The organism is Streptomyces sp. NPDC058086 (assembly GCF_042885015.1).
In the GTDB taxonomy this organism is placed as follows: domain Bacteria; phylum Actinomycetota; class Actinomycetes; order Streptomycetales; family Streptomycetaceae; genus Streptomyces.
The window spans coordinates 94,571-112,615 of the sequence record NZ_JBHVST010000017.1 but is presented as its reverse complement, the minus strand read 5'-3'; the positions used below and the strand labels follow the sequence as shown (position 1 = coordinate 112,615).

The following is an 18,045-nucleotide window of genomic DNA, read 5'->3' as shown; positions in this document are numbered from 1 at the left end:
CCCCGGTACCGTTTCCCCCTACACTCATCCGATCACCTTTTCTGGAGTTTCCCCCATGCACGTCTCCTCGTACGACTCCGTTGACCAGCTGCCGGCAGCGGAATGGGATGCTCTGGTGATCGGCGGGACGATCTACTCCAGCAGCGGCTTCGCGGGCGTACGCGCGGAGGAGTTGCCGCCCGGAGCCGCCACTCGCTATCTGCTGGCGCGCGACGCGCAGGGAACGCCGGTCGCGGGAGCCGAGGCGTACGCGTTCACACGTCCGCCGCACCTGCTCTACACCCCCGCCGACCTGCTCGCCGGTCTGATCGACGATGAGCGGCACGCCCAACTCGCCGCCCGGCCGATGGTGTTAGGCGCGGGCTGGTCGGAGTTCCGCGGCCAACTGCCGGGCCGTGAGGGAGTGACGGCGCAGGAGCGCGCGCAGGCGGTGCACGCGCTAACAGCGCGGACCCTCGACTTCGCCCGAACCGCCGAAGCGGACGTGCTCGGGTACTACTACCTGCCCCGGGCGGAGGCGCTGGAGGTCGCCGAGGCCCATGCCGACGACGGGGCGGTGGTCCTCTATCACGACGTGGAGACCGTTCTGCCCGTCGGTCTGTGGCAGAACCTGGACGACTACTTCGCCTGGCTGCCCTCAGGCCGACGGCCCCGGGCCCGGCGGGAGAGAAGGGACTTCGGCCGCAGCGGGCGGACCATCCGGGAGGTCTCCCTTCCCGAGGTCGTCAAGGAGATCGCCCCGCTCAACAGCGCACTGATGCGCAAGCACGGACACGCGTACGGTGAGGAGCGCGCGGCAGCGGTGTACGACCGCCAGGGCCGCCACCTCGGCGACCGCAGCACGTTGCTCCTGGACGAGGACGCCGGGCAGCCCATCGGTTTCGCGCTGCGGTACCGGCACGGCGACACGCTGTATGCGCGCGTGGCTGGTTTCGACTACTCGGTGCCCAACGTGGCCGACTATTTCAACCTGGTCTTCTATCACCCCATCGAGTCGGGCGTCGGCCGCACCGTGCGGGCGATCCACCTCGGTCTGGGCACCTTCCAGGCAAAGCTGGCGCGCGGCGCCCAGCCTCATCCCCTGTACAGCGTGTTCGTGGGAGTGGACCGGCCGTTGGCGGCGGACGGGGCGAAGGTCCGCGAGCGCAACCGGGCCGAGGCGGAGGCGTTCGGCGCCGAGTACGGCCAGTACGTGGTGGGCGGGTTGAACACCGACGACTGGCTGCTGTGAGCAAGGGGAGGAAGACACATGCCTGATGTGAGGCACTTCGAGACGATCGACGACATCGACCGGGAGGCCTGGGACGCGCTCGCGCCGGGCAGTTGCTTCTACCAGAGCCACGCCTGGCTGCGCGGTCAGGAGAGGCCCGAGTTCGCCACCCCGGGATACCTCACCGTCGAGGCCGACGGCCAACTCCTCGCCGGGACGCCGTACTACGACTTCCCGTCGGAGAACGCGCCGCCCCTGCCGGACGTGGCCGAGGGCCATACCGCGCTCAGGTTCGGTACCCGTACGGGCTACCACAACGAGTTCCTGCTGCCGAAGGATCCCGGTACGGCAGGGGAGGCACTCGACGCCCTGGTCGCCGGTGCCGCCGAGAGGGCCGCGACGCTCGGCTGCGACGCGCTGCTCTTCGACTTCCTCACCACCGAGAGCCTGCGACTGCTCGCGGGCCGGTTCGGGGTGCGGGCGCAGCTGCGGGCCGCCGAGGCCGTGGTGCACAACGACGGCGGCACCTTCGATTCCTACCGTCAGCTGCTCGGCCGCAACGTCCGCAAGCGTGAGTACGAGATCCGGCGCTTCACGGACTCCGGGCTGCACGTGGAGACGGCCCCGCTGTCCGCGTGCGTCGACGAGTTCGCGCCACTGATCGGCCAGACCATGGACCGGTACGACGCCTCCCTCGACCTCGCGGAGATCCACACGTTCCTCACCGTCCAGGCAAACTGCCTGGATGACCTGAGCACGGTGTTCCGCTGCGTCGACGAGAAGGGGGAACTGGTCGGCGCCAGCCTGTGCTTCGCCTGGAGGGACACCTTCTACGCCCGGGTGGCCGGCTTCGACTACGGGCGGACGCGGAACGCCTACGAGTACTTCAACGCCGTGTACTACGAACCGCTCCACCACATGGAACGCAACGCGATGACCACGCTCCACCTCGGGCCTTCCGCCCTGAAGGCGAAGGTTCACCGGGGGGCTTCGCTGCACCCCCTGTGGGCGGCCGTCGTTCCCCTGCCGGCCACCGCGCCCGCCGGACTGCGACGGGACACGGTGGCGGACCAGGCTCTCGCCGACGCGGTCCGTGCGGAGGCGGGCGCCGGTATGAGCGAGGAGGAGTGGGACCTGTCCCGCGTCACTCCCCTGTGAGGGAGGCCTCCGGGCCGCCGGGCTCGCGGACGGGCCACAGCACCGGGCAGAACTCCGGGTCTGAGTAGTCCGGTTGACCGGCGGGAGTCCTGCGGACCAGGAAATCGTGTTTGTAGGGCTCCTGCCGGCCGTCGGACAGGGCGTGGTCTCGGTAGGTGTTCGTCCCGTCCTGGAGATGGAACGAGATGGCCCGGCGCGGTCGCAGACTGCGGTTGGCGCCGCTGCCGTGGTAGAGGAGGCAGTGGTGGAAGGTCATGTGTCCCTTGGGAATGTGCACCGGGACCTTCTCGACCACGGCGCCGTTTCGCTCCGCGTCACCGGTCAGGAGATAGTCGCGCCCCACGTCCCGAGGATCACCGACCGGTCGGGCGGCGCCGTGCCGATGCTGCCAGCGGTGGCTTCCGTTCACCATGGTGATCGTGCCCGACTCCTCGGCGCAGTCGTGGAACGGAATGAAAGCGGTGAGCATTTCGTCCGACGAGCAGGTGGGCCAGAAATACTTGTCGAAGTGCCAAGAGACAATGTTCGACTTCTCCTCGGCGATGGGCGGCTTATAGATCAGCGTGGCCTGGAAAACGCGTATTCCGGGCGTCTGTGCCAAGCGGGCGGCCACCGCCCCGATGATGGGCTTCCGTAAGATTTTCCCCATGGTTTCGTCCTGGTAGTGAATGTAATCGTTGTTGCGCTGGACTTCTCCGTCGGCGGGGGTCCAGTCGGCCAGCCGGTCCGGCCGCGTTGGAAGTGCCCGATCGCGCTGACCAGCGTAATAGCGCTCGCTCGCCTCGGTCAGGGTGTCCACTTCGGCGTCGGTGAGCAGCTTCTCGGACAAATACCAGCCACGCTCCGAGTAAAGCCGGACATCTTCCTCGGAGGGGAGCAGTTCGACTTCCTCGGCGGTAAGTCCTGAATGGTCGTACATTCCGCGACTCCTGTTACCGTAAAGGGGGTGCAACAGCGACATCGACTTGCACGGTAGCGGACCGCAGTGCGCCATGCTAGCGTTGCCGTGATTTTTTTCATGAAGACTTGACCGGGGGTTGCGGTGGCCATATTCGACAGGGATATCCGAATCCTGATCGCAGACAACAAAGACTTCCGCAACATCTGGCTGGGAGAAACCTCGGCGCATTTCGGCGGACAGCTGACCAGTTTTCTCCTACCCTTGATCGCGGTCACCCACCTCCATGCCGACGGCACGGGAGTGGGACTCGTGTCGGCGGTGCAGTTCGTCCCCGTCGTGGTGCTCTCGCTGGTCGCGGGCGTCATGGTCGACCGGTATCCGCCGCGCCGCACCCTCGTCACCGCGAGTGCCGCCCAGGGCGCGGCGCTGGCGGTGCTCGCCGCGTTCCAGGCGGCCGACGGGCTGAACTTCGGCCAACTTGTCACCGCCGCCGCCGTGATCGGTGTCGCCACCGTCTTCTACGAAGTCGCCTACCAGTCCACGCTGCCCAGGCTCCTGCCGCTGAACTCCATCGCCGCGGCCAACGGCCTGCACCAGGCGACGTATTCGGTCAGCACCCTCGCCGGTCCCGCCGCGGCCGGCTTCCTGGTCGGGCAGTTGGGGGTGTCGCCGACCCTGACGGTGGCCGCCGCGTGCTCCGCCGGTGCCGCCGTGAGCGGTCTGCTGCTGCGGGGCGTCAAGGCCCCCGAACAGCCTCGTGAGTCGGCGCTGAAGGCGATCGGCTCCGGGCTCCGCTACACATGGTCCCTGCGCCCGATCCGGGACCTGTGCGTTCAGGCCGGCCTGTCGAACCTGCACGAGAAGGCCTTTCTGACCGTCTTCCTGGTGTTCGCCGTCCGTGATCTCGACATGAGCGGCACCACGGTGGGAGTGATCACCGGCATCGGCAGTGTGGGGGCCCTGATCGGTTCGCTCTGCGCCACCCGGCTCACCCAACGCTGGGCCGTCGGCGGTGTGCTGGCCCTGGGTGCGGTGCTGGCCGCGGTGGGTCTGCTGCTCGTACCCGCCGTCAGCCGGGTCGGCGGGTACGTCGCCGTGCTCGCGTCCGTCGCCATGATGGTGAACGGCTTCGGTGTCGCACTGTTCAACGTGTTCGCCGTCAGCCTGCGGCAGGCCATTCCGCCGGAGCACCAGATCGGCGCGGTGACCGCGAGCTACCGCCTCGTCGCCCTGGGCACGCTGCCCCTGGGGGCTGTCGTCGGCGGTGCCCTGGCCGACGCCCTGTCACCCGGTACGGCCCTGTGGGCCGTCGGGGTTTCCTACCTCGTCGTCTCCTTCTGGCTCACGTTCTCCCCCCTCCGCGGGGCTCGCACGCTGGAGGAGGCACAGAAGCTCGGTCGTACGACGGACACGCCCGAGTCCCAGGACGCGGACCGGTCCCCCTCGGTCTGAGAGCGGGGCCGGGGCCCGAACTCAACTGGGTTCCGCCACCGCTGACCCGCTGTTCACTCGGGATCGGCCACCTGGTGGGAGAGGAAGATCACGCCAGGTGGCGCGGTCTTGGCCCCGCACCCGACACGCGGTACGGTCGGTGCGATATCGATGACGGCAAGACGGAAGCCGGTGGGAAACCGGCACGGTCGCGCCACTGTGAACGAGAGGCTCCAGCCCGCTGGGACCTCTCGTGAGTCAGACCCGTAGCCGTCGTCCAGTGCACCACCGAGATGGGACGCGAACTCCCGAGGAGGTTCTGCCATGGCGCAGACCGTCGCCCAGCCGACAACCACCACCCCCGTCGTTCCCGCCACGCTGCCGCTCAAGGCGATAGCTCCGTGGGCGGTCTTCTTCGGCATCCTGATGCTCGTCCTGCTGTACTTCGTCGGTGCCGAACAGGGCGCCACCTCCGTCGTCTCCGGCTCGGACGTCCACGAGTGGGTGCACGACGCCCGCCACCTTCTCGGCTTCCCCTGCCACTGACCGAGGGGAACCCCAGCACTGCCATGAACTCCGCAACGGTAAGAAATCTGCTCGTGCGGGGCATGCTGGCCGGCCTCGGTGCCGGCCTGCTCGCCCTGGTCGCCGCCTATTTCCTCGGTGAGCCGAACGTCGACAGCGCGATCAGCTTCGAGGAAGCCCACTCGCACGAGCACGAGATGGAGATCGTCTCCCGCTCCCTGCAGTCCACCGCCGGTCTCGCCACCGGCGTCCTGGTCTACGGCGTCGCCTTCGGCGGTATCGCCGCGCTGGCCTTCTCCTTCGCGCTCGGCCGCGTCGGCCGCTTCAGCCCGCGGGCGACCGCACTGCTGCTGTCCGGCTGCGCGCTGCTGGCCGTGTACGTCGTGCCGTTCCTGAAGTACCCGGCCAACCCGCCGTCGGTCGGCAACCCCGACACCATCGGCAAGCGGACCACCCTGTACTTCCTGATGATGGTGCTCAGCGTGCTCCTCGCGATCGCCGCCACCATCCTGGGCAAGCGGCTGGCACCCAGGATCGGCACCTGGTACGCCACCGTCGCCGCGGTGGCCGTCTTCGCCGTCGTGATCGGTCTGGCGTACGCGTTCCTGCCGGTCATCAACGAGGTGCCGAAGGACTTCCCCGCCACTCTGCTGTGGCGGTTCCGTCTCTCCGCGCTGGCCATCCAGACCGTCCTGTGGGGCGGATTCGGCCTGGTCTTCGGCGAGTTGGCCGAGCGGTTGCTGAATCCCAAGCCGGTGACGGCCGCCGCGAGCCGACGGGTCGCCGTTCCCAGCTGACATGACCCGACACCCGATTGAGGGCCCACGGAACCATCCGGGGGCCCTCTCGCGTTTTCCGGGCATCGACGCCGGCGCATCACGGACCTGACCGACGGAACCGAGCGATGGGGTGGGCACCACCCGGGCGAGGAACGGAGGAACCGAGTGGCCGGACGACCCCAGCCGCGCCGCATCACCCTCGGCGGCCGTGAGGCGGTCGCCCTCACGGTGGCGGAGTACGAGCAACTGATCGCCACCCGACGGTGGCTGCTTGCGCTGCGCGATAGCGGAACTGCTGCGTCGTCACCGGGACCTGGCTTCCTGAACCGTCGCGGCCGTGCGGGACCCGGTCTCGTAAGTCCCGTACGGCCGGGGTGTGTTCCGTGGAGGAACTGCGCAACCAGTGAAGGATTGACGGGAGTTGTTAAAAGTTGGAAGAATCCAGCTCGCTTCGCCGCGTCTGAAGTGAGCGAAGCGACACGAGTGGCTTGGGCGGCATGCCTTCCGCCGGTTCTTCCGCCGGTTCTTCCGTCGGTTCTTCCGCTGGTCCGTGCGCTGGTTCTTGCATCGGGTCATCCAGATCTGCCGTCCGCGTCGGTCACTCGCGCGCAATCACCTCCCACACTTTCGATTTCACAGAGGCTCATCTTGTCGCGTTCGCAACACTCCAGAACTCTGGCTGTGCTCGCCGCAACCGCATTCGCCACCGCCGCCGTGCCCTTGCTCGGCGCAGGGGTGGCCAGTGCCACGACCGCCGGGGCGTGCGAGTCCGCCACGGTCCAGTACCGCATCGTCGGCGCGGACGGAAACGTCGTGGGTGCCGACTGGACCTCGCAGGGCGGGTTCCATCTCTGGGACACCGTTCCCGGCAGCGTCCAGGTCCGGCTGGCCCCGGGTCAGACCGTCGGAGAGGGCTGCAAGTACCCGGTGTCCCTCGCCGAATACACCACCGAGGGGCCGAACTGGTACGTCTCCGGGCACCAGAGCCTGGTCGACAAGGCGACGGTCTACCTCAGTGCCGACGACGTCGCCGGTACGGACGACTCGAAGCGGACCTGGCAGAAGCTGACCGTGAAGACGCCGGACTGCTACGGCCAGATCGACCTGTACGGCGATGACGTCACCTACGACGGCAAGACGGGGGAGGGGCACGGCCCCGTGCCCTACGAGCCCGACAACGTCGTCACCCCCTACCACCTCATAGCGGCGTGGAACGGAGGCGAACAGCCGTGCACCCCCGGCCCGTCGGACTCGCCCACCCCGACGCCGTCGGAGTCGACCCCGACCACTCCCGCCACCCCGGTCACGCCCACGACTCCCGCGGGCGGACAGCCTCCCGCCGAGGAGACGACCCCGCCTCCGACCAGCCCCAAGCCCTCCACCACGCCTCCCACGACGCCGGACGTGCCCCCGCTGGAGTCGACGCCGCCCGCCACCCCCAAGCCGTCGCCCAGCGACAGCGGGCCGCCGCTGGCGGAGACGGGTGCGAGCGCGCCGGTCGGCACCATCGCGGGCGGCGCGGCCCTGGTGGTCGCCCTCGGCGCCGGGGCGGTGTACGCGTCCCGTCGCACACGCCGCTCATGACCACGGCACGAGGGGTCACCTTCGTGGCGTGGCTCAGCCCTGACAGCTGAGGCCGACAGCTCCGCCCCCGCGCTGTCAGGAAGGGAACTTCCTGACGGCGTCCGGACCGACCGGGGTGAAGAAGTTGACGAGGTTGCCGTCGGGGTCGCGGAACAGCAGCGAACGGTTGCCCCAAGGCATGGTGGTGGGCTTGTTGACGAAGTCCTCCACGAAGCCGGTCAGGTTCTCGTACACACCGTCCACGTCGTCGACGAGGAACTCGATGATCACGGAACGGTTGTCGGAGGGGCGGGCGGCGTCAGGCGCGAACAGCGGCACGGTGCGGATGCCGGCGATCGCGAGAGTGGCTGACGCCGTCCTGAGCTCGGCGAAGTCCTGGTGGGACCAGCTCGCCCGCGTGCCGGTCGCGCGCTCGTAGAAGTCGACGAGGCGTGCGACATCGCCCGTGATGACACGGATCGAGACGAAGTTCACGGTGGTCTCCCGGTGAGTTCGGTGGGATTCGTACTCACGGAGGCTAGGAGAGATAGCGGACACATTCCGCCCGGTATTGCGGGGATACTTCTGAGCATGCCCAGGCCCACAGCTCGCGTGCTCACCCTGCTGGAGCTCCTGCAGTCGGGCGGCATCAGGACAGCTGCCGAACTCGCCGAGAGGCTCGACGTCGACGAACGCACCGTGCGGCGGTACGTGGACCACCTGGTCGACCTCGACGTGCCGGTCGAATCGGTGCGCGGCCGCTACGGCGGGTACCGGCTCGCCCCCGGCCACCGCATGCCTCCGCTCATGCTCGGCGACGACGAAGCGCTGGCCGTGCTGCTCGGCCTGATCACCGGTCGCCGAGTCGGACCGCCGACGACCGCGGGCACCGCCCATGAGACGGCCACGGCCAAGATCCGGCGGGTCCTGCCCAAACGCCTCGCCCGAAGGCTCGACGCCGTGCTCGACTCCCTCGCCTTCACCGCTCCGCCCGACGAGACAACCGCACCGCAGAGCGCGGTCCTGCTCTCGGTGGCCGACGCGATCCGCCATCGCCGGCCGGTCTCGATCCGGTACACCGCCGCAGACGGCCGGTACAGCGTCCGCACGGTGCACCCGTACGGGCTCGTCGTCCACTCGGGTCGGTGGTACGTGACCGGCGCGGAGCCCGAGAGCGGCGAGGGCCGCACGTTCCGGCTCGACCGCATCGCGGACGCGAGGGCCCTGCCCGGCTCCTTCGAGCCGCCCGCGGGACTCGATCCGGCGCAGCGCGTTCTGTCCGGATTCGCCGAGGCGCCGTACCGGCACGAAGTGATCCTGTGGATCCGGGGGACGGCCGAGCAGATCCACGTCCGGCTGCCGGCAAGCGTCGCGACCGTCGAGGAGCCGCCGCCGGCGGGCCGCGAGGACGGTGATTCCGAGCCCTGGTCGCGTGTCCGGTTGCGTGTGGAACGGCTCGACTGGTTGCCTCCGGTGCTCGCGTCGCTCGATCGGCCCTTCGTGATCGAGCGACCGGACGAGCTCCGCGATCTCGTCGTCGCGCTCGCCGACCGGCTCGTGAACTCCGCCAGGCGGCGTCCGCCCGACGTAGGACCGGTGCCGTGAGCCCGCCACGACCACTACGACCACCACGACCACCTCGGTCGGCGCCGGTGCCGGCGCGGGGGCGTCCTGCTGTCAGGAGGGCAGTGGCTGTTCGGCCCAGATGGTCTTGCCGGTGGGGGTCTGGCGACTGCCCCAGCGCTCGGCGACCTGGGCAACCAGCAGCAGTCCGCGACCGCCCTCGTCGAAGACCCGGGCTCGGCGCATGTGCGGGGCGGTGCTGCTGCCGTCGGACACCTCGCAGATGAGCGTGGAGTCGCGGATGAGCCGTAGCTGGATCGGCGCCTCGCCGTAGCGGATGGCGTTGGTGACCAGTTCGCTGACGATCAGTTCGGTGGCGAACGCCGTTTCGCCCAGCCCCCACGCGACCACCTGCTCGCCCGCCACCTTGCGGGCCCCGGCGACGGCCGCGGGGTCCCGCGGCAGGTGCCAGGTCCGCATCCGCCGGGCGCCGAGCGCGGAGGTACGGGCCAGGAGCAGGACGATGTCGTCGGCGGGACGGCCGCTCAGCACGGTCCTCAGCACCTGGTCACAGGTCTCCTCCAGCGTGTCGGCCGGACTGCTGAGCGCCCGGCGCAGCAGTTCGAGCCCGACGCCGATGTCCCGGTCGGCGGCCTCGACCAGGCCGTCGGTGTAGAGAGCGAGGAGGCTTCCCTCGCCGAGCTCCACCTCGGCGGACTCGTACGGCAGGCCGCCGAGGCCGAGCGGCGGCCCGGCGGGCAGGTCCAGAAACCGCACGGTGCCGTCCGCGGTGACCAGGGCGGGCGGCGGGTGCCCGGCACGGGCCAGGGTGCAGCGGCGGGACGCCGGGTCGTACACGGCGTACAGGCAGGTGGCCCCGACCTCCCCCGACGTCTCCTCCGACCGTCCGCGCGCCTCCGGACCCTCCTCCCGGTCGAGCCTGATGACGAGGTCGTCGAGCTGGGTGAGCAACTCGTCGGGGGCGAGGTCGACGTCCGCGAGAGTCCGTACGGCGGTCCGCAGGCGTCCCATCGTGGCCGAGGCCTGAATGCCATGGCCCACCACATCGCCCACGACCAGGGCGACCCGCGCGCCGGAAAGCTGGATCACGTCGAGCCAGTCCCCTCCGATGTCCGCTCCGGAACCGGCCGGGAGATAGCGGTAGGCGACGTCCACCGCCGTGAGAGCCGGTGGTCGCTCCGGCAGCAGACTGCGCTGGAGTGCCAGCGCCGTGCGGCGTTCACGGGTGTAGCGGCGGGCGTTGTCCACGCTCACCGCCGCCCTGGCGACGATCTCCTCCGCGAGCAGCAGGTCGTCCTCGCCGAAGGACTCCGGCGTCCGGTGCCGCAGGAAGTGCACCATGCCCAGCGTCAGGCCCCTGGCCCGCAGCGGGACCATCATCACCGAGTGGATCAGGTACTTGCCCACGGTCTCGGCGCGGGCCGGGGAGGATTCGACCCATGCCCGCAGCGCCGGATCGTCCGACCGGTGCCGGGTGCCCCGGCCGCTGACCAGCGCCAGCACCGGCAACGAATCCGCCGGGTAGGGCGTCGTGCCGCCCGAGGCGACCACCGACTCCGGGCAGCCCTTCAGCACCGATCGCTGCGCGGCGCGGCGGACCGTGACCGGCTCGCCGGGCGGCACCGACTGGGGCTCCTCGCCCCGCGCCACGGATTCCAGCAGGTCCACGGTGACGAAGTCCGCGAACCCGGTCACGGCCACCTCGGCCAGCTCCTCGGCCGTTCGGGTCACATCCAAGGTGCTGCCGATGCGGAGGCTCGCGTCGTTGAGCACGGCCAGGCGCTGTCGGGCCCAGTACTGCTCGGTCGTGTCGAACACGGCCGCCGACAGCCCCTGCACCGTGCCGTCCTCGTCCTTCAACGGCGACAAGAACATCGACCACGCATGCTCCCGCGTCTCGCCGGGAGCCTGGCCGTGCTGCTCATGGAAGATCATCTCACCGGTGCGCAGCACCTCCCGCTGGAGGCTGTCGTACTCGTCGAAGGGCCAGCTCGGCTCGATCTCCCACAGCGTCAGGCCCCGCATCTCCTCCTCGGTCCTGCCCATCACCCGCGTCATGACCTCGTTGGCGGCCACGAGCCGCGCCTCGAGGTCGTAGACCGCCACCGGCAGCGGGAGCTGCGCCAGCGTGCGCCCCCACATCGCGGCCGTATTCGGGTCGGACGGTCCGGCAGGGTTCGTCAGCGCCGCGCCGGTCACGAGCCAGAGCCTCCGGCGCGCCGCGTCCACCAGTGGCGCCCCCCGCAGCCGCACCACGACACGACCCCCCTCCCGGTGCCGAAGGGCCACCTCCGTGGCCCACTGACGCCCGTCGGCGATGTGGCGCCGCGCGGAGGCGGGCAGGTCGGCGGAGAGCAGGTCGGTGGCCCGGCGGCCCACGATCTCTTCGGGTTCGTAGCCGAGCAGCTGGGTGGCTCCCGCACTCCACACCATGACCGACCCCCGGGCATCGACTACGACCGCGGAGTCCTCCGGAACGGGCGCCGGTGCCTTTCCTCCGGACGCGACGTGCTCGCTATCCATGGGTTATTACCCTCGTCCTCGCCTCGGCGGAGCCCGGAGGAGTGCCCGGAGGAAACCAGGCGCACATCGCGGGCGTCGTCTCCAGCCTCCCGCGGCGCCGTTCCGCGCTCAAGCCAGGCATCGGCCGTACGCCGGATCCGTGCGCGGAGTCGGGTGGAGCGGTTCCGCCTTGCCCGTGTGGCGTGTCGGGCGCACGCTGGTCGTATGGGTGTTCGTGACGGCCCCACGCTGATCACGTCCGTGCAGCGGGCGTTTCGTCTGCTGGAGGCGGTGGGCGCGCACGAGAACGGTGTGCAGGCGAAGCAGCTGGCGCGGGAGACGGAGCTGCCCCTGGCCACGGCGTATCACCTGCTGCGGACGATGGTGCACGACGGGTATGTGCGGAAGCTGGACGACGGCGGGTTCGTGCTGGGGGACAAGGTGCAGTCGTTGCACAGTTCGGGGCGCGGGCAGGCGCTGCTGGGGCGGGTGCGTCCCACGCTGGCGGCGTTGCGGGACGACGTGGCGGCCGCCGCGTATCTCACCTTCTACGAGGAGGGCGAGATCCGGGTCGCGGAGATCGTCGACGGTCCCCGGGCGCCGCGGGTGGATCTGTGGGTGGGGTTCGAGGACTCGGGGCACGCGACCGCGCTGGGCAAGTGTGTACTGCGGGAGCTGGACGACGAGTCGCGCCAGGATTACCTCTCGCGGCATGCCCTGGCGGATCTCACGCCGCGGACCATCACGAGTCGTTTGGAGCTGTTGCGGCGGCTGAACTCCTCGCCGATGGCTCCGGCCGTCACGGATCTGGAGGAGTACGCGCTGGGCACGGTGTGTGTCGCGGTGCCGGTGTACAGCGGGGAGACGCTCGGCTCGCTCGGAGTCTCGCTGCCGGTGAACCGGCTCTCCCGGCTGGAGGAGGTTCTGGAGCGGCTGGTCCCGACCGCGAACCGCGTGACCAGGAGCCTGTCGCTCACTATTTGAAATCCCTGTGCTTGTCGCGTCCGAGCCGAACCCGTTTCCTGGATGAAACAGACATTTCCGGAGTGCGGGCGACGCACGGTGAGGACTGCGGACGAAACATGAGTCAGGCCCGAGACCATGGTGGCGCCCCCTGGCCGACAGGGCCGCTCAGGAATCGCGTGGCCGGTCCCGGGGCATCGGCCCGGATACGTGCCGCCGCACACCTCGCCTCCGGTACGCCCGTACTGTCCGTGCTGATCGTTCTCGTCGTCGTGCTCGTCGACCTCGTCGGCGGAGCAGGCATGATCTGGCTCTCCCTGCTCGCGGCCGGCCCCGCGCTGGCCGCCACCACCAGCGGGCCGCGCGGGGTCTTGTGCGTCGGTCTCCTCGCCGCGGTGCTGGGTGCCACGCTCGGGATCCGGGACGGTGTGCCGGGCCGCGAACTGGTGGCCGTGCTGTCCGCGCTGGCGGCCGTCACTCTCGCGAGTGGCCTGTCCGGCGCGCTGCGGGGGCGTCGTGAGCGCGTGCTCGCGGCCGTCCGCTCGGTCGCGGAGGCCGCCCAGCACGCACTGCTCAGGCCGGTACCGGCGACCGTCGGGCCGTTTCAGGTGGCCGTCCGCTACAGCGCGGCGGCGGCGGAGGCCCGTATCGGCGGGGATCTCTACGCGCTGCTGCCCACTCCGTACGGCGTCAGGCTGATCGTCGGGGATGTGCGCGGCAAGGGGCTGCCGGCCGTGAGCACCGCCGCACTCGTCCTGGGTGTCTTCCGGGAGGCCGCCTACGACGAGCCCGACCTCCTCGCCGTCGTCGCCAGGATCGAGCGGAGCCTGGCGCGCAACCTCGGTACCGACGACTTCGTCACCGCCGTGGTGGCCGGATACCCGCAGACAGGGCATCTGGAAGTGGTGAACTGCGGACACGCGCCGCCGCTGCTGGTGCGTGCGTCCGGGGACGTCGTGCCGGTGGATCCCACCCATCCCGCCCCGCCGCTCGGGCTGCGCGCCCTCACGGGCGAGACGCCCAGCCTCCAGGTGCTGCCCTTCGCCGACGGGGATCAGCTGCTGCTCTACACCGACGGGGTCACCGAGGCCCGCAACCACCACCGTGAGTTCTATCCGCTCGCCGAGGGACTGGCGCGCCACCTGTGCGACGAGCCGGCGCGCACTCTCACCGCGCTGCACGACGAACTGCTGGCGCATGTGGGCGGTCGACTGCACGACGACGCGGCGCTGCTCCTGCTCCACAAGCCGGCGGTTGTCGACCAGGCGCTTGTCGACCAGGCGGTTACCGACCCGGCGGTTGCCGAGCCGGCGGTTGCCGAGCCGGCGGTTGCCGAGCCGGCGGTTGCCGAGCCGGCGGTTGCCGAGCCGGCGGTTGCCGAGCCGGCCGCTCCTTACCCGGCGGTTGCCGACCCGGCCGCTCCTTACCCGGCCGTTCCCTACTCGGCCCTCTCCGAACCGGCGTCCGAGGCCGGTCGCGACGGCTGCCCCGGCTCCGTCCCGTCCCGGGGCAGCCGAATCCGGTTCGCCGAGCGGGTCGGCGAAGCGGCGGACCCGGGTGTTCGGCTCAGTTCCTTCACGCCGTGCGGTGGCAACGGAGGAGGCTGACGAAGGCCGCCGCGAGGCGCAGGTCAGCGGGCCGTGCCGAAGTCCTGCGTCCAGTAGCTGCCGGGCTGTGCGAGGCCTACGCCGATCTCCTTGAAACCGCAGTCCAGGATGTTGCGCTTGTGGCCGGCACTGGACATCCAGCCCGCCATGACCTCCTCGGGGGTGGAGTATCCGAACGCGACGTTCTCGCCGTACGCACTCCAGCTGTAGCCGGCAGCCGTGATGCGTTGGCCCGGATCCGAACCGTCGGAGCCCGTGTGCGACATGTTCTGGTGGCTCGCCATGTCCGCACTGTGATCCTGGGCGGCCTTCGAGAGCTTCGCGTTCAGGGTCAGCGGGGAGCAGCCGACCTTGCCGCGCTCACTGTTGACCAGGGCCAGGACACGGGCTACGGCGGCGGATGCCGGGGCCGTGGTGCCCGCGGTGCTCGGGGACGCGCTGGCGGTGGCCTTCGGTGTGGCGGGTGCCGTCGAAGCGGGTGCCTTGGGTGCGGCGGGTGCCGTCGAAGCGGTGGCCTTGGGTGCGGAGGGTGCCGTCGAAGCGGGCGCCTCCGGTGTGGCGGGAGTCGTGGAGGCGGGCGCCTCGGGTGCGGCGGGCTCCGTCGTGGCCGGCGCTTCAGGTGCGGCGGGCGCGGTGGTGGCCTGCGAGGTCGGCTCCTGGGGCCGCGGGGTCCAGTGGCGGCCCTTCCACCGCTCCTGTAGGGACGCGTTCTGCCAGTGCTGCCAGTTCTTCCAGCCCTGCCACTGACTGGAGGACTTGGCGCCCGCGGCGCTCTGGTCGTTCATGCACGCCATGGCGGCGGTCGGTACTGCCAGCGCGCTGAGCACGACGGCAGCGATGGTGATCTGCCGGTGGCGCGTCTTCCTGCGGTGCTTGCTCATGCGGCCTCGCTCGGTCGTCGCGGGGGCGCCACCGGTGGGCCGGCTCCGCACGGAGACTGTGCCTGAGCTGTGGTGACGCCGTTTGGGGCCGCCATTGTTAAAAGCCGGGTGAGTAAGCGGCAACGAGCGCCACTACTACCCGGCCTCGTAGGCCCCGAACGCCCTTGAATCGGGCGCACGGGTGTGCCGACCCGACCGACCGGGGCGCGACCAGACCTGACAATCCGTCAGAAGGCCTCATGTGCTTGGCGGGAGGTGCGACGTCACCGCGGCTGGCATATGCCAAAAGAACATTCGATCCGTATGTCTGTTTCCGGGTGGCAAGTCTGCCTATATCGCCCGGATGCCATGTACTACCGCACCACGTTGATGGGGGAAGACGGCGTGATGGATGTCACGCCGAGCTGCCACAACCCTTCCCGATGGGGGCGACGGGCGACCTCGTCAGCTGTCGTAGTCGACGGCGAGCGTCTCCGTGACCGGGAACGACTGGCAGGTAAGGACATACCCCGCGTCGACCTCGGCGGGTTCGAGGGCGAAGTTGCGGCGCATGTCGGCCTTGCCGTCGGTGACCAGGGCCCGGCAGGTGCCGCACACGCCGCCCTTGCAGGCGAAGGGCAGGTCGGGGCGGGTCTTCTGGGCGCCGTCGAGGATGCTCCGACCGCGAGGCAGGGCGGCGGTCGTGGAGCGGCCGTCGAGCGTGATGGTGACCTCGCTGACCGGGCCCTCGGTGGCCTTGTCCTGGTGGTGCACCTCCCGCACGGGCTCGTCGTCGGCGTAGAACAGCTCCTGGTGGACCCGCTCGTCCGGTACGTCGAGCCCGGCCAGCACCCGCTGGGCGTCGCGGACCATGCCGTGCGGGCCGCACAGCCACCAGTGGTCCGCGCCCGCCACGTCGACCAGCGAGCCGACGAGCGCCGACAGCCGCTCGGCGTCCAGCCGGCCGGAGAGCACCTCGGCCTCGCGGGGCTCGCGGGAGAGGACGTGGGCGAGCTGGAACCGGGCCGGGTAGAGGTCCTTCAGGTCGGCCAGCTCGTCGGCGAACATCACGGTGTCGGTGCGCCGGTTGCCGTAGAAGAGGGTGACCGTCGAGCGGGAGTCCGCGGCCAGGACCGACTCGGCGATGGACAGCATGGGGGTGATGCCGGAGCCCGCCGCGATCAGCACATGATGGCCGGGGGTGGTGAGGTCGGGTGTGAAGGCGCCGGTCGGTGCCATGACCTCGACCGTGTCTCCGGGACGCACCTCCCGCACCAGCCATGCGGAGAACAGGCCGCCCGGCACCACCCGCACCCCGATGCGCGGCACCGATCCGGCCGGAGAGCAGATGGAGTACGAGCGGCGCTCGTCACGGCCGTCGATCTCGCGCCGCAGAGTGAGCGACTGCCCGGGAGCGAAGGCGAACTCCTCGGCCAGTTCCGCCGGGATGTCGAAGCTGACCGCGGCCGCGTCCTCGCACAGGGGTTGCACGGCGGCGACCCGCAGGGAGTGGAAGGCCGGCCGGCGGCGGGTACGCGGGCGTACCGCCGGGGCGGGGGCGGCCGACTCCATCAGGTCGTCCATCAGATCTCCTTGACGTACTCGAACGGTTCCAGGCAGGCGCGGCAGCGCCAGAGTGCCTTGCAGGACGTGGCGGCGAAGCGGGACGTCTCCTCCGTGTCCGCCGAGCCGCAACGCGGGCAGGGCACGGCGGCCCGCCGGGATGGGGGTCCCCCCGCGCGAGCGGAGCCGAGCGTGGGGGAGGTCAGCACGAGCGGCACCGGACCGGCCGGGCGCCGAGGTGCGGCGCCGGGTGGGGCGATCCCATGTTCGGTGAGCTTGCGGCGGCCCGCCGGGGTGATCCAGTCGCTGGTCCACGGCGGGTCGAGGACGGTACGGATCTCGACGCGCTCGTACCCGGCGGCGGTAAGCCGCGCGGCCACGTCGGCACGCATCTCCGCCATCGCCGGGCAGCCCGAGTAGGTCGGTGTGAGGCTCGCGACGACCGTGCCGTCGGGGGCGAGCGACACCTCGCGCAGCACGCCCAGGTCGGCGAGGGTGAGCATGGGCATCTCGGGGTCGGGCACCTGTTCGGCGATGTGCCGGGCCCGTCGCACGTCGGCCGGTACGGTCACCATGTCGCCTCCGGATGAGCGCGGGCCACGCTCTGCAACTCGGCCAGCAGCGGCGCCAGATGCTCGGTGTGTTCGCCCGTGCGTCCGGAGCCGGGCAGCGGCCGGTACACGGGCATGGGCAGTGAGCCCGCCTCGGTCACCTGACGCAGCACGGCGACGACGTCGTCGCGTACGTCGTAGGCCGTGAACAACTCGCCCAGGTACGGGGCGACCCGCTCCAGCGCCGTACGCATCCTGCGGTGGGACTCCGCCGTGCCGTCGCCGAGTCGCACGGCCCACTCGGCCGCGTACTGGCGGTGGTAGGCCAGTTCCTTGACGCCCTTCGCGGCGATGGCGGAGAGCACCGGGTCGGGGTGCGCGGCGAGCCGCTCGAAGTGCGCGAGCCGCCAGCTGGACAGTGCCAGGAGCCGCACGACGCAGAACGCGAAGTCCCCGTTCGGGAGTTCGGCCAGGCGTACGTTGCGGAAGTCGTCGGCGTCGCGGAAGTAGGCGTACGCGTCCTCGTCGCGGCCCGTGCCGTCCACCTGGCCGGCGCGCGCGTAGAGCAGGCGGGCCTGGCCGAGCAGGTCGAGGCCGATGTTGGCGAGCGCCACCTCCTCCTCCAGCTCGGGGGCACGGGTGGTCCACTCGGCCAGTCGCTGGGCGCACACGAGCGCGTCGTCGGCGAGCTCGACGCAGGAGGCCGCCAGCTCCGCGGTGTCCAGCCCGTCCGGCACGGTGGTGTCGACCCCGTGCAGGGGGTCCTCGAAGCCGGTGCCGTACGCCCAGCGGGTGTCGTCCTCGTGTCCCTCGGCGAGGGTCAGGTAGACGTGGTCGTCACTCATGCC

At 70.5% G+C, this 18,045-nt stretch carries 15 protein-coding genes, 1 pseudogene and 1 riboswitch; of the genes and pseudogenes, 9 read left to right on the top strand and 7 right to left on the bottom strand.

From position 1 onward, the window contains the following. The first annotated feature begins 55 nt into the window (after nt 1-55). Together ACFVWD_RS16305 and ACFVWD_RS16300 are read left to right on the top strand one after the other, a co-directional pair. Nucleotides 56-1,231 (top strand): GNAT family N-acetyltransferase, encoded by a 1,176-nt coding sequence (locus ACFVWD_RS16305; protein ID WP_389596689.1) that lies wholly within the window; start codon nt 56-58, stop codon nt 1,229-1,231. Between the two features lie 18 nt (nt 1,232-1,249). After that, nucleotides 1,250-2,368 (top strand): hypothetical protein, encoded by a 1,119-nt coding sequence (locus ACFVWD_RS16300; RefSeq protein ID WP_389596687.1) that lies wholly within the window; start codon nt 1,250-1,252, stop codon nt 2,366-2,368. On the opposite strand, the gene ACFVWD_RS16295 is transcribed toward ACFVWD_RS16300, so the two are convergent. Continuing rightward, entirely contained in the window at nt 2,355-3,287 is a 933-nt protein-coding gene (locus ACFVWD_RS16295; RefSeq protein WP_389596685.1) for a phytanoyl-CoA dioxygenase family protein, read from the bottom strand. The two genes, ACFVWD_RS16300 and ACFVWD_RS16295, sit on opposite strands and share 14 nt — an antisense overlap. Nucleotides 3,288-3,410: 123 nt before the next feature. Here ACFVWD_RS16295 and ACFVWD_RS16290 point away from each other — a divergent pair, with 123 nt between their 5' ends. From ACFVWD_RS16290 to ACFVWD_RS16275, 4 genes are all read left to right on the top strand, one after another. Next, complete coding sequence (locus tag ACFVWD_RS16290; RefSeq protein WP_389596683.1) at nt 3,411-4,721, top strand: MFS transporter; 1,311 nt, start codon at nt 3,411-3,413, stop codon at nt 4,719-4,721. Nucleotides 4,722-4,841: 120 nt separating this feature from the next. Next, nucleotides 4,842-4,990: riboswitch (cobalamin riboswitch) on the top strand. 34 nt (nt 4,991-5,024) lie between these two features. Beyond that, entirely contained in the window at nt 5,025-5,246 is a 222-nt protein-coding gene (locus ACFVWD_RS16285) for a CbtB-domain containing protein (protein ID WP_389596681.1), read from the top strand. A gap of 23 nt (nt 5,247-5,269) precedes the next feature. Beyond that, entirely contained in the window at nt 5,270-6,022 is a 753-nt protein-coding gene (locus ACFVWD_RS16280; RefSeq protein WP_389596680.1) for a CbtA family protein, read from the top strand. 663 nt (nt 6,023-6,685) lie between these two features. Next, a complete protein-coding gene (locus ACFVWD_RS16275) occupies nt 6,686-7,588 on the top strand; it encodes a hypothetical protein (RefSeq protein ID WP_389596678.1) in 903 nt (300 codons plus the stop codon). 75 nt (nt 7,589-7,663) lie between these two features. On the opposite strand, the gene ACFVWD_RS16270 is transcribed toward ACFVWD_RS16275, so the two are convergent. Continuing rightward, nucleotides 7,664-8,062 (bottom strand): VOC family protein, encoded by a 399-nt coding sequence (locus ACFVWD_RS16270; RefSeq protein ID WP_389596676.1) that lies wholly within the window; start codon nt 8,060-8,062, stop codon nt 7,664-7,666. Between the two features lie 96 nt (nt 8,063-8,158). Between ACFVWD_RS16270 and ACFVWD_RS16265 the strand changes: the two genes are divergently transcribed. Continuing rightward, on the top strand, nt 8,159-9,172 hold the full coding sequence (locus tag ACFVWD_RS16265) for a helix-turn-helix transcriptional regulator (protein WP_389596674.1): 1,014 nt from the start codon (nt 8,159-8,161) through the stop codon (nt 9,170-9,172). A gap of 72 nt (nt 9,173-9,244) precedes the next feature. On the opposite strand, the gene ACFVWD_RS16260 is transcribed toward ACFVWD_RS16265, so the two are convergent. Continuing rightward, nucleotides 9,245-11,674 carry a SpoIIE family protein phosphatase gene (locus tag ACFVWD_RS16260; protein WP_389596673.1) on the bottom strand — a complete coding sequence of 810 codons (2,430 nt, stop codon included), beginning with the start codon at nt 11,672-11,674 and terminating at the stop codon, nt 9,245-9,247. A gap of 204 nt (nt 11,675-11,878) precedes the next feature. Between ACFVWD_RS16260 and ACFVWD_RS16255 the strand changes: the two genes are divergently transcribed. Both ACFVWD_RS16255 and ACFVWD_RS16250 read left to right on the top strand, forming a co-directional pair. After that, on the top strand, nt 11,879-12,637 hold the full coding sequence (locus ACFVWD_RS16255) for an IclR family transcriptional regulator (RefSeq protein ID WP_389596671.1): 759 nt from the start codon (nt 11,879-11,881) through the stop codon (nt 12,635-12,637). A 98-nt stretch (nt 12,638-12,735) separates the two neighbouring features. Beyond that, nucleotides 12,736-13,884 (top strand): annotated as a pseudogene (locus ACFVWD_RS16250) (PP2C family protein-serine/threonine phosphatase); the annotation flags it as partial. Nucleotides 13,885-14,246: 362 nt separating this feature from the next. Here ACFVWD_RS16250 and ACFVWD_RS16245 read toward each other — a convergent pair. From ACFVWD_RS16245 to paaC, 4 genes are all read right to left on the bottom strand, one after another. Beyond that, on the bottom strand, nt 14,247-15,104 hold the full coding sequence (locus tag ACFVWD_RS16245; protein ID WP_389596669.1) for a CAP domain-containing protein: 858 nt from the start codon (nt 15,102-15,104) through the stop codon (nt 14,247-14,249). Nucleotides 15,105-15,548: 444 nt separating this feature from the next. Continuing rightward, a complete protein-coding gene (gene paaE, locus ACFVWD_RS16240) occupies nt 15,549-16,667 on the bottom strand; it encodes a 1,2-phenylacetyl-CoA epoxidase subunit PaaE (protein WP_389596667.1) in 1,119 nt (372 codons plus the stop codon). Then, nucleotides 16,667-17,221: a 1,2-phenylacetyl-CoA epoxidase subunit PaaD gene (gene paaD, locus ACFVWD_RS16235; RefSeq protein ID WP_389596665.1), complete on the bottom strand. Its 555-nt coding sequence runs from the start codon at nt 17,219-17,221 to the stop codon at nt 16,667-16,669. The genes paaE and paaD overlap by 1 nt, the downstream gene beginning before the upstream one ends. Next, nucleotides 17,215-18,042 (bottom strand): 1,2-phenylacetyl-CoA epoxidase subunit PaaC, encoded by an 828-nt coding sequence (paaC, locus tag ACFVWD_RS16230; protein WP_389596663.1) that lies wholly within the window; start codon nt 18,040-18,042, stop codon nt 17,215-17,217. Before paaC ends, paaD begins: the two co-directional genes overlap by 7 nt. Nucleotides 18,043-18,045: the final 3 nt, after the last annotated feature.

Coding starts and splice junctions, on each gene's coding strand:
- ACFVWD_RS16295 (WP_389596685.1), bottom strand. CDS start 3,287: ATGTACGACCATTCAGGACTTACCGCCGAGGAAGTCGAACTGCTCCCC.
- ACFVWD_RS16305 (WP_389596689.1), top strand. CDS start 56: ATGCACGTCTCCTCGTACGACTCCGTTGACCAGCTGCCGGCAGCGGAA.
- ACFVWD_RS16285 (WP_389596681.1), top strand. CDS start 5,025: ATGGCGCAGACCGTCGCCCAGCCGACAACCACCACCCCCGTCGTTCCC.
- ACFVWD_RS16260 (WP_389596673.1), bottom strand. CDS start 11,674: ATGGATAGCGAGCACGTCGCGTCCGGAGGAAAGGCACCGGCGCCCGTT.
- ACFVWD_RS16280 (WP_389596680.1), top strand. CDS start 5,270: ATGAACTCCGCAACGGTAAGAAATCTGCTCGTGCGGGGCATGCTGGCC.
- ACFVWD_RS16245 (WP_389596669.1), bottom strand. CDS start 15,104: ATGAGCAAGCACCGCAGGAAGACGCGCCACCGGCAGATCACCATCGCT.
- ACFVWD_RS16265 (WP_389596674.1), top strand. CDS start 8,159: ATGCCCAGGCCCACAGCTCGCGTGCTCACCCTGCTGGAGCTCCTGCAG.
- paaC (WP_389596663.1), bottom strand. CDS start 18,042: ATGAGTGACGACCACGTCTACCTGACCCTCGCCGAGGGACACGAGGAC.
- ACFVWD_RS16300 (WP_389596687.1), top strand. CDS start 1,250: ATGCCTGATGTGAGGCACTTCGAGACGATCGACGACATCGACCGGGAG.
- paaE (WP_389596667.1), bottom strand. CDS start 16,667: ATGGACGACCTGATGGAGTCGGCCGCCCCCGCCCCGGCGGTACGCCCG.
- paaD (WP_389596665.1), bottom strand. CDS start 17,221: ATGGTGACCGTACCGGCCGACGTGCGACGGGCCCGGCACATCGCCGAA.
- ACFVWD_RS16255 (WP_389596671.1), top strand. CDS start 11,879: ATGGGTGTTCGTGACGGCCCCACGCTGATCACGTCCGTGCAGCGGGCG.